The sequence below is a fragment of the Streptomyces brasiliensis genome, from assembly GCF_014647875.1.
In the GTDB taxonomy this organism is placed as follows: domain Bacteria; phylum Actinomycetota; class Actinomycetes; order Streptomycetales; family Streptomycetaceae; genus Streptomyces; species Streptomyces brasiliensis.
The window spans coordinates 193463-206705 of sequence record NZ_BMQA01000002.1 but is presented as its reverse complement, the minus strand read 5'-3'; the positions used below and the strand labels follow the sequence as shown (position 1 = coordinate 206705).

Genomic DNA, 13243 nt, shown 5'->3' with positions numbered 1-13243 from the left:
GGGTTTCCCGTCGCTCACATCTCGAACGACTCGTGATGGATGCGGCGGGCGGGGACCCCCGCGCCGCGCAGCGCCTCGAACACCGTCTGCGCGAACCCGGGCGGGCCGCACAGGAACACGTCGTGCCGGTCGATGTCGGGGATCTTGCGCTGGAGGGTGTCCGCGGAGATGTCCGGCCGCTCGCCCTCCGGGCTGTTCACCGCGTACATCAGCCGGGCGCCGCGCTGCTTCGCGATCGCCGCCAGCTCGTCCCACAGCGCGAGATCCTGGGTGGTGTTGGCCCGGTAGAGCAGCGTGAGGTCGCCGGACGCTCCGGGCAGCGTCTCGAACAGCGCCCGCATCGGGGTGATGCCGGCGCCGCCCGCGACCAGCAGCACCTTGCCGCGGCTGCGGCGGGAGGCGGTCAGCGCGCCGTACGGACCCTCCGCCCACACGCGCGTGCCCGGCGTCAGCTCCCGCAGCCTGGCACTGTGGTCGCCGATCGCCTTCACGGTGATCCGCAGCATGTCGGGGCGGGGCGCCGCCGACAGCGAGTAGGGGTGCGAGCTGAACCGCATGCCCGGTGCCAGGAACCGCCAGCGGAAGAACTGCCCGGCCTCCGCGCCCATCCGGTGCAGCTTGCGCCCGCCGATGAGCACCGACACGATGCCCGGCGTCTCCTCGATGACCGCCTCGACCCGCATCCGGTGCCGCAGGTTGAGCCGGACCGGGGTGATGGCCCGGTACCAGATCACCAGCGCGGTCACGGCGCCGTACAGGCCGTACCAGAAGGTCTTCGCCATGGGCTCGACAGCGAAGTCGTTGCCGGTGGTGATCTGGTGCCAGAACGTCAGGAACACCGCCGCGTACGTCAGCAGGTGCACGTGGTACCAGGTGTCGTACGGCAGCCGGCGGCGCACCCCACCGATCGACGTCAGCCCGATCAGCACGAACAGACCCGCGCCGACGGCCGCTTTGCCCATGTCCGGGAGCTGGTTGATGGAGTCGACCGTCTGCTGCACGATGTCGCCGAGCGACCTGCCCGCCTGGAGCGCGTATCCCCACATGATCAGGACGATGTGCGCGAAGACGAGGCACAGGGTGTAGCGGCCGCTCATCGCGTGCCAGCGCGCCACCCGGTCCGAGCCGACCCGCCGCTCCAGCGCGGGCACCCGGGCCATCTGGAGCACGACCAGGGCCATGAGGTATCCGGCCAGCAGACCGGTGATACGTCCCGCGTTGAGGATCCTGCTGTTGTCGTCCGCGATGGACGGCGTGTTGTGCCACCACAGCCCCAGCACGCCCAGCGCGCCCGCCCACACGGCGAGCAGCAGCGGGACGGCCGGGGAGCGGCGCGGGCGGATGCGGCGCATCGTCTGGCGGCGGGCGGCACGTCCGCCTGCGAGCGTGGTGGTCACGGTTCCTCCGTGGGGACGGGACCCTTGGCCCACAGATACGTGCCGTGCCTCACGAGTGTTCAGCGCCCTGCCGAGTCGAGCGCGGACTGAAGTGACTGGCGGTATCCGTCACTTGTGTACGTCGCTCCGGACACGGTGTCGATCTGCGCGCTCTGCGCCGCCAGTGCCTCCCGCCGCAGCTGGGGCAGGGCGTAGCTGTTGATCTCCTGGTCGCGGGGGTTGTCCGTCGGGTAGGTGACCGCGGTGACCTCCGTGAGCTTGCCGTCCTTCAGCGTGATGCGGACCTGGACGGGGCCCCAGCGCGTCTGCACCGTCTCGCCGTCGACGCTCTTCGTGCCGGAGGCGGGCGTCCCGGCCGACGCGCTCGCACTGCTGCCCGGCACGGGCGCCGGCACTGCGGACGCCGCCTCCGGGCTCGTATGCGGCTTCAGCGCCAGCAGCAGGACCATCCCGGAGACGGTGGCGGCACTCGCCAGCACGATCCGGCGCAGGGGGCGGGTCTTCTTCAACGCGTGCACGGCGGCCTCACAGCTCGAACGACTCGTGGTGGATACGGCGGTCGGGCACTCCGGCGGCGCGCAGCTGCGTATACAGCTCCTGGGCGAAGCCGTGCGGGCCGCACAGGTAGACGTCGTGCCCGGCGAGCCCCGGGAACGTCGCGCGCAGAGCGGCGGCGCTGAGGTCCGGGCGCTGCCCCTGCGGCCCGTTGAGCGCGTACAGCACCTGCGCCCCGCGCCAGCGCGCTACCGCCTCCAACTCGCCGCCCAGGGCGAGATCCTCGGCCGTGCGTGCCCGGTACAGCAGGGTCACCTCGCCGGGCAGCGTCTCGAACAGGGCCCGCAGTGGGGTGATGCCGACGCCGGCCGCGATCAGCAGTGCATGGTGCGAGGTGGCCCGGTCGGCGGTCAGCGAGCCGTACGGGCCCTCCGCCCACACCCGGGTGCCCGGCCGCAGCAGGGCCACGGCCGCGCTGTGGTCGCCGAGCGCCTTGACCGTGATGCGCAGCCGGTCCGCGCGCGGCGGTGCCGACAGGGAGTACGGCGTCGACGCCCAGCCCATGCCCTCGCCGAGGAACCGCCAGCGGAAGAACTGCCCCGGTCGCGCGCCCAGTTCGGCGAGCCGCCGGCCGCGGACGACCACCGAGTACACGCCCGGCGCCTCCCGGTGCACCGACTCCACCCGCAGCCGGTGCCGCAGGTTGAGCCGCAGCGGCGCGAGCAGCCGGAACCACACCACCAGGGCCGCGACGCCCAGGTACAGGGCGTACCAGGCGGCAGTGGCCACGGGCTTCCCGCTGAAGTCGTTGCCCAGCGCCAGCTGGTGGCCGAAGACGAGGAACACGGCGGCGTAGGTGAGGAGATGGACGTAGTACCAGAACTCGTGGCTGGTACGGCGGCGCACGGCGCGCACCGAGGTGACACCGATCGCGAACAGGATCACCGTGCCGGCGGAGGCCTTCAGCATCTCCGGATAGTCGAGGAGCACCGTGAGCGTCTCGTGGACCAGGGAGGCATGGTCCTGCGCTGCGTACCCGGCGAGGATCAGCCCGATGTGCGCGAGCAGCAGGCAGACGGTGTACCGGCCGGCCATCGCGTGCCAGCGCGCCACCCGGTCCGAACCGATCCGGGACTCGAGCACGGGCACCCGCGCCATCAGACCCACCAGAACCGCGCAGGCGTACCCGGACAGCAGCCCGGCGATCCGCCCGGCCCCGGTCAGCCAGCCGGCCGCCCCGACCACCGTGCCGGTGTCCGTCCACCACAGCCCGACCACGGCCGCCGCCCCGGCCCACAGCAGCGCCAGCAGCGGGCCCGCGGGAGAGCGGCGCGGAGCGAGCGGTACGGGCGGTGCCGTCCGCTGCTCGTACACGGTGGTCATGGATGCGTCCCTTCTCCCGCCAGGCCTGCCACTGTGCGGCCATAACCTCTGAGACCCCTCTGAGCGGGGGGTCGTCGGCCGGACTCAGAGGAAACTCAGAGGGTCACCGCAGGCCCGAGGCACCCGCGACGGGCGATGCTGGGAGACGAGATGAACACCACCCGCTCCGGCCGCCCCGCCCTGACCCGCCCCGACGGCACGCCCCTGCGTGTCCTCGTGGTCGACGACGACCCCGACCTCGCCGAGGTACTCACCGGCGCCCTGCGCTACGAGGGCTGGGAGGTCCGCGCGGCGGGCGACGGCGCCACGGCCCTCGCCACCGCCCGCGAGCTGCTGCCCGACGCCGTCGTCCTCGACGTGATGCTCCCGGACACCGACGGGTTCGCCGTACTGCGCGACCTGCACACGACGCAGCCCGACGTCTGTGTGCTCTTCCTCACCGCCCGGGACGCGGTCGAGGACCGGATCGCGGGCATCACCGCGGGCGGCGACGACTACGTCACCAAGCCGTTCAGCCTGGAGGAGGTGGTCGCGCGGCTGCGCGGACTGCTGCGCCGCGCCGGCATGGCCCGGCAGCAGGAGGAGGGGCCGAGGCTGGTCGTCGGCGACCTGGTCATGGACGAGGACGCCCGCGAGGTGACCCGGGCCGGCGAGCTGGTCGAGCTGTCCCCGACCGAGTTCGAACTGCTCCGCTTCCTGATGCGCAACCCCCGCCGCGTGCTCAGCAAGGCCCAGATCCTCGACCGGGTGTGGTCGTACGACTTCGGCGGCCAGGCCCATGTCGTCGAGCTGTACATCTCCTACCTGCGCAAGAAGGTGGACGCGGGCCGCGAGCCCATGATCCACACGGTGCGCGGGGCCGGGTACGTGCTCAAGCCGGGGACGCGATGACCCTCGTACCGCACCTGCCCCGCCTCCACACCCTGCGGGCCCGGCTCACCGTCGGGCTCGTGGTGCTGCTGGCGGTGAGCTGCGCGGCCGTCGGGATCGCCGCGGTGGTCGGGGTGAACGGGTTCCTCACACAGCGGCTCGACGAGCAGCTGAGCCAGGTCGGCACCCGGCTGCCCGCGAGCCTGGAGCATGGCGGCCAGGTGCCGAACGACCACGACGGCGACGAGCACGGCGACACCCGCCGCCAGGCCGCCGGCACCTTCGGCGCCCGCCTGGTCGGCGCCAGGGTCACCAACAAGGCGCTCGTCCGCTCCGGCGACCCCGGCGCCGATCTGGGCGTCGACGTCACGGCCACGGACGAGCGGCGGCTCGCGGCGGTTCCGGCGGACGGCCGCGCCCACACCGTCGAGCTGTCCGCCCTGGACGACTACCGCGTGATCGCGACGCCGGGCCGGGACGGGGACGTACTGATCGTCGGGCTCCCGCTGGAACCCGTGCAGGCCACGGTGCACCGGCTGGAGCTGGTGGCCGCCGTCGTCTTCGGGGCGGCCCTCGCCGTCACCGGGGTCACCGGCGCCGTCTGGGTGCGCTGGTCGCTGCGGCCCCTGAGCCGGGTCGCCGCGACCGCCACCCGGGTCAGCGAGCTGCCGCTGGCCAGCGGTGAGGTCACCCTGCCGCCGCGCGCCCCCGAGTCCGACCCGCGCAGCGAGGTGGGCCGGGTCGCGGGTGCCTTCAACCGCATGCTCGGCCATGTCGAGGACGCGCTGACCAAGCGGCACGCGAGCGAGGAGCGGCTGCGCCGGTTCGCCGCCGACGCCAGCCACGAGCTGCGCACCCCGGTCGCCTCGGTGCGCGGACATGCCGAACTGGCGCTCCTCCACCCGGGCCCGGTGCCGCCGGAGGTGACGCGCGCCCTGGAGCGCATCGCGGCCGAGTCCTCGCGGATGGGCGAGATGGTCGACGAGATGCTGCTCCTGGCCCGCCTGGACGCCGGCCGTCCCCTGGAGCGCCGCCCCGTCGACCTCACCCGGCTGGTCCTGGACGCGGTCACGGACGCCCGCGTCACGGGTCCCGGCCACCGCTGGACCCTCGAACTGCCGGAGGACCCGGTCACCGTGACCGGCGACGCCCATCGCCTCCAACAGGTGTTGGCCAACCTGTCGGCCAACGCACGTTTGCACACGCCCGTCGGCACGAAGGTGACGGTGACCCTGGAGACCGACGGCACGACGGCGAGCGTGCGGGTCCACGACGACGGCCCCGGCGTCCCCGAGGAGGTTCGGTCCGAGGTCTTCGAACGCTTCACGAGAGCGGACCATCGCCGCCACGCTCACGCCTCCGGCGGCGGAGCGGGCCTGGGCCTGTCGATCGTGGCGGCGGTGACGGAAGCCCACGGGGGCAGCGTGGGGCTGGAGAGCCGGCCGGGGGCCACAACGTTCACGGTGAAACTTCCCCTGGCCGCAACGCCTTAGGGGCGCGGGGCTGTGCCGATGTGCGGCTGCGCCGCGTGGGCGCGATCAACCACGGACGACCTGCACACGCCCACCGACGATGACCCCCACGGCGAACCGACCCTCAGTACCGAGTGATGGCCGTGGCACCGCTCACCGTCCCGATGGCGATATGCGGCCGCTTCCCCGCATCGGCCCACTGCAGCAGACGCCGCATGGCATCCTTCGGCACCGACACACAACCCGCCGTCGCCGCACGCCCGTTGACGTGCAGGAAGATTCCCGCGCCGCGTTCCCGCACCGGTGTGCCGTAGTTGAACCCGATGACGAGAGCGTGCGCGTACTGCGTCGGGTACGTGATCAGATGCTCGGACTCGGCCGCCCGGCAGTCCGCCGGCCGGGGCTCGGTCCACCGGTTGTACGACCGCGAGTCGTTGTCCTGGCACCACCACGAGTCCTCGTGCACACGGCGGTACGGGACGCCCGTCCCGCCCGGCGCCGCCTCGACACCGAAGGCGAACGGCAGGTCGTACAGCCCGGCCGGAGTCGTGTCCGTCCGCTGCTTCCGCTTGCCGCCCTCGACGAGCCCCTTGACCCCGAACCGCGCCGCCGCCGACCCCGCCTTCACCCACTGTCCGTCCCGCAGGTCCCACCAGGTGACGGTGCCCGACGTGGCGTCGGCACGCGGCGCCTGAGCGGTGATCAGCTGACTGCCCCCACCCGTGGTTGCCATGCGTGAGGGCAGTGGACCGGTGTCCGCGCCCCCGCCGGGCGCGGCACCGAGCACGAGGCCGGACGCGGAGACGAGGGAGACGACGACACCTGGGCGCATGGCTCAGACGCTAGAGGGCGGCAGCGGCAACGGCAGCCCGGGTAGGCCGTCCAGGCTCGTCGCCACGTGCTCCTTCCTCTGGAAGTACTCGCTCAGTGAGGCGTCGTCCTCGCGTGCGAAGCGCCGTGCGTGCAGATCGCGGTCCTCCTCGTACGCCATGCGGGGCACCGCGTAGCCACAGGTGTCCCGGACGAGTTCGGCGTGGACGACGATGACCGCGCGCAGGCCGTGCGGGGTGGGGTCGATGTCCGGGAAATGCGTGAGCAGTTCCTTGAAGCGCGGGTCGTCACGGAAGACCGGCTCCCCGCGCCCGTGCACCCGCACGATGTTCGGCGGGCCCTGGAAGGCGCACCACATCAGCGTGATCCGCCCGTTCTCCCGCAGATGGGCGATCGTCTCGGCGTTCGACCCGGCGAAGTCGAGATACGCCACGGTGAGCTCGTCGAGCACCGCGAAGGAGCCCTTGAGGCCCTTGGGGGAGAGGTTGACCGTGCCGTCGCCGGACAGCGGCGCGGTGCCGGTGAAGAAGAGTGGCTGTTCCTCGATGAACGTGCGGAGCCTGCCGTCGATGCGTTCATACGTCTTTCCCATGGTCACCGATTATCGGCGCGGGCGGCGACACACGTCACGATCCCCGGCGAATTGACGAATCATGCAGGGTGCTGCATACTCATGCATGTCAGCGAATGCACTGTGAGGAGAAACCCGTGACCGAGCGCGTCGTACTCGCCTACTCAGGCGGTCTGGACACCTCCGTCGCCATCGGCTGGATCGCCGAGGAGACGGGCGCCGAGGTCATCGCCGTTGCGGTCGACGTCGGCCAGGGCGGCGAGGACCTGGACGTCATCCGCAAGCGCGCCCTCGCGTGCGGCGCCGTCGAGGCCGAGGTCGCCGACGCCAAGGACGAGTTCGCCGACGAGTACTGCCTCCCGGCGATCAAGGCCAACGCCCTCTACATGGACCGCTACCCGCTGGTCTCCGCCCTGTCCCGGCCGACGATCGTCAAGCACCTCGTCGCCGCCGCCAAGAAGCACGGCGCCACCACCGTCGCCCACGGCTGCACCGGCAAGGGCAACGACCAGGTCCGCTTCGAGGCCGGCATCGTCGCCCTCGCCCCGGACCTCAAGTGCATCGCCCCGGTCCGCGACTACGCGATGACCCGCGACAAGGCCATCGCCTTCTGCGAGGCCAAGCAGCTCCCGATCGCCACCACCAAGAAGTCCCCGTACTCCATCGACCAGAACGTCTTCGGACGCGCCGTCGAGACGGGCTTCCTGGAGGACATCTGGAACGCCCCGATCGAGGACATCTACGAGTACACCTCCAACCCGGCCGAGCCCCGCGAGGCCGACGAGGTCGTCATCACCTTCAAGCACGGCGTCCCCGTCGCCATCGACGGCAAGGCCGTCACGGTCCTGCAGGCCATCCAGCAGCTCAACGAGCGGGCCGGCGCCCAGGGCATCGGCCGGATCGACATGGTCGAGGACCGCCTCGTCGGCATCAAGTCCCGCGAGGTGTACGAGGCTCCGGGCGCGATCGCCCTCATCACCGCCCACCAGGAGCTGGAGAACGTCACCGTCGAGCGCGAACTCGCCCGCTACAAGCGGCAGGTCGAGCAGCGCTGGGGCGAACTCGTCTACGACGGCCAGTGGTTCTCCCCGCTCAAGCGCGCCCTGGACGGCTTCATCAACGAGGCCAACCAGCACGTGAACGGCGACATCCGCATGACCCTGCACGGCGGCCGCGCGGTCGTCACCGGCCGGCGCTCCGAGTCGTCGCTGTACGACTTCAACCTCGCCACCTACGACACCGGCGACACCTTCGACCAGGCCGCGGCCAAGGGCTTCATCGACATCTACAGCCTGTCGTCGAAGATCGCCGCCAAGCGGGATCTCGCGTAGGCCCGTACGGGTCGCCTCGCACGCATCAGACTGACAGCCGCCTCCTCACCTGCAAGGGTGGGGAGGCGGTCGCACAGAGACATCTTCCGAGGAGCAACGCAGTGAGCAGCAACAGCGGTGACGTACGGCTCTGGGGCGGCCGTTTCGCCGACAGTCCCGCCGAGGCCCTGGCGAAGCTGTCCGCGTCCGTCCACTTCGACTGGCGGCTCGCGCCCTACGACATCGCCGGCTCGCGTGCCCACGCGCGTGTGCTGCGCAAGGCGGGGCTCCTCACGGACGACGAGCTGACGCGGATGCTCGCGGGCCTCGACCAGCTCGAGGCGGACGTGGCGGACGGCTCCTTCGTCGGCACGATCGCCGACGAGGACGTGCACACGGCTCTGGAGCGCGGTCTGCTGGAGCGACTCGGCCCCGACCTCGGCGGCAAGCTGCGTGCGGGCCGCTCGCGCAACGACCAGGTCGCGACCCTCTTCCGCATGTACCTGCGCGACCACGCCCGGACGATCGGCGGCCTGATCGCCGACCTCCAGAACACGCTGATCGGCCTGGCCGAGGCCCACCCCGACGTGGCGATGCCCGGCCGCACCCACCTCCAGCACGCGCAGCCGGTGCTGTTCGCCCACCACGTGCTCGCTCACGTCCAGTCCCTGTCCCGGGACGCGGAGCGGCTGCGGCAGTGGGACGAGCGGACGGCGGTGTCGCCGTACGGCTCGGGCGCGCTCGCGGGTTCCTCCCTCGGCCTGGACCCGGAGGCGGTGGCCGAGGACCTGGGCTTCGAGCACGGCAGCGTCGGCAACTCCATCGACGGCACGGCCTCCCGTGACTTCGTCGCCGAGTTCGCCTTCATCACCGCGATGATCGGGGTCAACATCTCCCGGATCGCGGAGGAGATCATCATCTGGAACACGAAGGAGTTCTCCTTCGTGACCTTGCACGACGCGTTCTCCACGGGCTCGTCAATCATGCCGCAGAAGAAGAATCCGGACATCGCGGAGCTGGCGCGCGGCAAGTCGGGCCGCCTGATCGGCAACCTGACGGGCCTGATGGCGACGCTCAAGGCGCTCCCGCTGGCGTACAACCGGGACCTCCAGGAGGACAAGGAGCCGGTCTTCGACTCCTGCGACCAGCTGGAGGTCCTGCTGCCCGCCTTCACCGGCATGATCGCCACGCTCACGGTCAACCGCGAGCGCATGGAGGAACTGGCCCCGGCCGGCTTCTCGCTCGCCACCGACATCGCCGAGTGGCTGGTGAAGCAGGGCGTGCCGTTCCGGGTCGCGCACGAGGTCGCCGGCGAGTGCGTCAAGGCCGCCGAGGCCGAGGGCAAGGAGCTGGACGAGCTGACGGACGAGCAGTTCGCGAAGATCTCCGCGCACCTGACCCCCGAGGTCCGCTCGGTCCTCAACGTCCCCGGCGCGCTGGCGTCCCGCAACGGCCGCGGCGGTACGGCACCGAGCGCGGTTGCGGTCCAGCTGACGGAGGTCAAGGCGGACGTGGCACGGCAGCACCAGTGGGTGGCGGCGAAAGCGGCCCGTTAGGGGCGCGGGGCTGTGTCGATGTGCGGCTCCGCCGCGTGGGCGCGAGCAGCCACGACGCACAGGCACGCGCCGACGCACCGCAAGCCCCGAGTTCCACCGCGAACAATCCAACGGCATCGCGGGTTACGTTGGTCGGAGTCAGCCGACCGAACGGAGCCCGCGATGCCTTTCGCCCGCCTCGCCTCAGCAACGACTCCCACCTGTCACATCGGTCTGGGACTCGCCGCCGTCGGCCGCCCCGGATACATCAACCTCGACCGGGAGGAAGACCTCGGAGAGGACCGCAGTGTCGACGCTCTTCGCACCCGCACCCACGAACTCCTCGACGCCGCCTACGCCCAGGGCGTCCGCTACTTCGACGTCGCCCGCTCCTACGGCCGTTCGGAGGAGTTCCTCGCCGACTGGCTGAACGCCCGCCCCGACGTCGTCGACGTCGTCGTGGGCAGCAAATGGGGCTACACCTACACCGCCGGCTGGACCACCGACGCCGCGCAGCACGAGGTCAAGGACCACAGTCTCCAGACGTACGAGCGGCAGCGCGCCGAGACCGACCAGCTGCTCGGCGACCGGCTCGACCTCTACCAGATCCACTCGGTGACCCCGGACAGCCCGGCCCTCACGGACAAGGAGCTGCACGCCCGGCTCGCCGAGGCCGCGGCCGGGGGCCTCACCATCGGTTTCTCGACCAGCGGTCCCGCTCAGGCCGACGCCATTCGGGCCGCCCTCGCCGTCACGGTCGACGACGAGCCCCTCTTCCGCACCGTCCAGTCGACGTACAACGCCCTGGAGACCTCGGCCGGACCCGCCCTCGCCGAGGCGCACGACGCCGGGCTCACGGTGATCGTCAAGGAGGGCATGGCCAACGGACGCCTCGCCGCCGAGCACGCGCCCGACGCGCTGAGGTCCGTGGCGGAGGAGACGTCCCTCGGCGCCGACGCCGTGGCCCTCGCGTTGATCCTCCGCGAGCCGTGGGCCGGAGTCGTGCTCTCCGGCGCCGCGACCGTCACCCAGCTCGCGTCCAACCTGCACGCCGCCGTCGTCGACCTCGACGAGGACCAGCTGGCCCGCCTCGCCACGCTCGTGGAGGAGCCGGCCGCGTACTGGCAGCAGCGTGGGCAGCTGCCCTGGCACTGAGCCACACCTTCCAGAACAGGGAGCCATGAGACTCGTATGCCCGTGATGAGACATCGACGTCTCATTTGGTTTATGATTGTCGCATGGCTCTCGACCCTGACCACGTGCTGCGCAGCGCGGCCGCCCTGCTGACCCGTAAATCCACCGCCACCATGGACGAGGTCGCCAAGGCGGCCGGGATCAGCAGGGCAACCCTCCACCGCCACTTCGCCGGGCGCGACGCGCTCGTGCGGGCGCTGGAGTCCCTCGGCATCGAGGAGTGCGAGGCCGCCCTGGACGCGGCCCGCCTGGACGAGGGCCCGGCGGGCGAGGCCGTGCACCGTCTCGTCCGCGAGATCGAACCGGCCGCCGGTCTGCTGGCCTTCCTCTACACCGAGAACCAGCTGTTCGAGGGCGAGGAACAGAACCAGGGCTGGACCCGGATCGACGAACGCATCGCCGCCCTGTTCCGACGCGGCCAGGCAGCCGGCGAGTTCCGCATCGACCTCACCCCCGCCTGGCTCACCGAGGCGCTGTACGGCCTGCTGGCCTCCGGCGCCTGGGCCGTGTCGGAGGGCCGCGTCGCCCCCAAGGACTTCACCCACATGATCGTCGAGCTGCTGCTCGGCGGCGCACTACGGAGACAGGAACCATGATCAGCACCCTGCAGCCGGCCGCGGCGACGGAGGCGGAGCGGCGCACGGGCCGTTGGCTCGCGCTCTGCGTCCTCGTCCTGGCCGTGCTGCTGGTGGCCGTCGACGCGACCGTCCTCGGCCTCGCGACCCCCTACATCAGCGAAGACCTCAAGCCGTCGGGCACCCAGCTCCTGTGGATCGGTGACGTCTACTCCTTCGTCATCGCCGGTCTGCTGGTCTCCATGGGCAGCCTCGGCGACCGCATCGGCCGCAAGCGGATCCTGCTCGGCGGCGCCACCGCGTTCGGCGCGATATCCATCCTCAACGCCTATGCCACGACACCGGAGTTGATGATCCTGGCGCGGGCGCTGCTCGGTGTCGCGGGCGCCACGCTGATGCCCGCCACCCTCGCCCTGATCCGCAACATCTTCCACGACCCGCGCGAGCGGAGCCTCGCCGTCGGCATCTGGGGCGCCACGGCCTCCGCCGGTACGGCCGTCGGGCCCATCGTGGGCGGCTTCCTGCTCGAACACTTCTGGTGGGGCTCGGTCTTCCTCATCAACCTGCCCGTGATGGCGGTCCTCGTCCTCGTCGGCATCCGTACGCTCCCCGAGTCCCGCAACCCGAACCCCGGCCCCTGGGACCTGAAGAGCGTCGTCCTCTCCCTGGTCGGGATGATCGCTGTCGTCTACGCGGTCAAGGAGGCAGCCACGCACGGCTTCACCTGGACGACGTCCGCCACCGGCGCGGTCGGCGCGGCGGCCCTGTACGATTTCGTCCGCCGTCAACTCACGCTTCCCAACCCGCTGTTGGACATGCGACTGTTCCGCAGCCGCGGTTTCAGCGGCGCGGTCCTCGCCGACCTGCTGACCGTGCTCGGCATGTCCGGCCTGGTGTTCTTCCTCTCCCAGTACCTGCAACTCGTCCAGGGCAGGCACCCGTTCGAGGCAGGCCTGGCCGAACTGCCCGCAGCCGCGGGCGCGGTGGCGGCCGGCCTGGTCGCGGGCCGGGCGGCCCGCCGCTTCTCGGTCCGAGCGGTCGTCTCCGGCGGCCTGGCAGCGGTGGGCGTCGCCCTCGCCGCGCTCACGCTGCTGAGCCGGTCGACGGGCTACCCGATCCTGGGTACGGCCCTGCTGGTGGTCGGCGTGGGAGCGGGCCTGTCCTTCACGGTGACGGCCGACGTCATCCTCTCCAGCGTCCCCAAGGACCAGGCGGGAGCGGCATCCGCGGTCTCGGAGACGGCGTACGAACTGGGTGCCGCGCTGGGTATCGCGTTGCTGGGCTCGATCGTGACGGGCGTCTACCGCGACTTCACCGGCCCGGCGGGCACCCCGGCCGCGGCACACGAGTCACTGGGTGGCGCGGTGGGGGCGTCAGCGCACCTGCCTGCGCATACCTCCGAGGCGTTGCTGGACGCGGCCCGGGGAGCCTTCGTACACGGACTGCAACTCGCATCAGGTGTGGGTGCAGCCGTCCTGCTGGCAACAGCAGTCGTCGCATGGTTTCTGCTGAAGGGGCAGAAACTGGAAAGCGGTCGGTAGCGCAACTCCTCAGGGGCGCGGGGCGGTATCGATATGCGGCTCCGCCGCGTGGGCGCGAGCAACCACCGA

Annotated in this window: 12 protein-coding genes; 7 read left to right on the top strand and 5 right to left on the bottom strand. The window is 71.4% G+C overall.

Translation table 11 applies throughout. The annotated features are described in order from the left end of the window. Positions 1 to 14: 14 nt before the first annotated feature. From IEZ19_RS04600 to IEZ19_RS04590, 3 genes are read right to left on the bottom strand one after another with little or no spacing between them, the layout of a single operon-like run. Complete coding sequence (locus IEZ19_RS04600; RefSeq protein WP_189309681.1) at positions 15 to 1397, bottom strand: ferredoxin reductase family protein; 1383 nt, start codon at positions 1395 to 1397, stop codon at positions 15 to 17. 59 nt (positions 1398 to 1456) lie between these two features. Beyond that, positions 1457 to 1915 (bottom strand): FMN-binding protein, encoded by a 459-nt coding sequence (locus IEZ19_RS04595; RefSeq protein ID WP_189309680.1) that lies wholly within the window; start codon positions 1913 to 1915, stop codon positions 1457 to 1459. A 7-nt stretch (positions 1916 to 1922) separates the two neighbouring features. Continuing rightward, a complete protein-coding gene (locus IEZ19_RS04590; RefSeq protein ID WP_189309679.1) occupies positions 1923 to 3275 on the bottom strand; it encodes a ferredoxin reductase family protein in 1353 nt (450 codons plus the stop codon). A gap of 150 nt (positions 3276 to 3425) precedes the next feature. Here IEZ19_RS04590 and IEZ19_RS04585 point away from each other — a divergent pair, with 150 nt between their 5' ends. Beyond that, positions 3426 to 4166 (top strand): response regulator transcription factor, encoded by a 741-nt coding sequence (locus IEZ19_RS04585; RefSeq protein ID WP_308428926.1) that lies wholly within the window; start codon positions 3426 to 3428, stop codon positions 4164 to 4166. Then, on the top strand, positions 4163 to 5638 hold the full coding sequence (locus tag IEZ19_RS04580; protein WP_189309678.1) for a sensor histidine kinase: 1476 nt from the start codon (positions 4163 to 4165) through the stop codon (positions 5636 to 5638). Before IEZ19_RS04585 ends, IEZ19_RS04580 begins: the two co-directional genes overlap by 4 nt. A gap of 103 nt (positions 5639 to 5741) precedes the next feature. On the opposite strand, the gene IEZ19_RS04575 is transcribed toward IEZ19_RS04580, so the two are convergent. Both IEZ19_RS04575 and IEZ19_RS04570 read right to left on the bottom strand, forming a co-directional pair. Beyond that, complete coding sequence (locus IEZ19_RS04575; protein ID WP_189309677.1) at positions 5742 to 6449, bottom strand: L,D-transpeptidase family protein; 708 nt, start codon at positions 6447 to 6449, stop codon at positions 5742 to 5744. A 3-nt stretch (positions 6450 to 6452) separates the two neighbouring features. Further along, on the bottom strand, positions 6453 to 7040 hold the full coding sequence (locus IEZ19_RS04570) for a pyridoxamine 5'-phosphate oxidase family protein (RefSeq protein WP_189309676.1): 588 nt from the start codon (positions 7038 to 7040) through the stop codon (positions 6453 to 6455). A gap of 116 nt (positions 7041 to 7156) precedes the next feature. Between IEZ19_RS04570 and IEZ19_RS04565 the strand changes: the two genes are divergently transcribed. The 5 genes from IEZ19_RS04565 (at position 7157) to IEZ19_RS04545 (ending at position 13174) form a co-directional block, all read left to right on the top strand. Beyond that, complete coding sequence (locus IEZ19_RS04565) at positions 7157 to 8350, top strand: argininosuccinate synthase (RefSeq protein ID WP_189309675.1); 1194 nt, start codon at positions 7157 to 7159, stop codon at positions 8348 to 8350. 101 nt (positions 8351 to 8451) lie between these two features. Continuing rightward, positions 8452 to 9885, top strand: coding sequence for an argininosuccinate lyase (argH, locus tag IEZ19_RS04560; RefSeq protein ID WP_189309674.1), 1434 nt, complete (start codon positions 8452 to 8454; stop codon positions 9883 to 9885). A gap of 162 nt (positions 9886 to 10047) precedes the next feature. Continuing rightward, a complete protein-coding gene (locus IEZ19_RS04555) occupies positions 10048 to 11019 on the top strand; it encodes an aldo/keto reductase (RefSeq protein ID WP_189309673.1) in 972 nt (323 codons plus the stop codon). Positions 11020 to 11102: 83 nt separating this feature from the next. Beyond that, complete coding sequence (locus IEZ19_RS04550; protein WP_189309672.1) at positions 11103 to 11654, top strand: TetR/AcrR family transcriptional regulator; 552 nt, start codon at positions 11103 to 11105, stop codon at positions 11652 to 11654. Further along, on the top strand, positions 11651 to 13174 hold the full coding sequence (locus IEZ19_RS04545) for an MFS transporter (protein WP_189309671.1): 1524 nt from the start codon (positions 11651 to 11653) through the stop codon (positions 13172 to 13174). Before IEZ19_RS04550 ends, IEZ19_RS04545 begins: the two co-directional genes overlap by 4 nt. Positions 13175 to 13243: the final 69 nt, after the last annotated feature.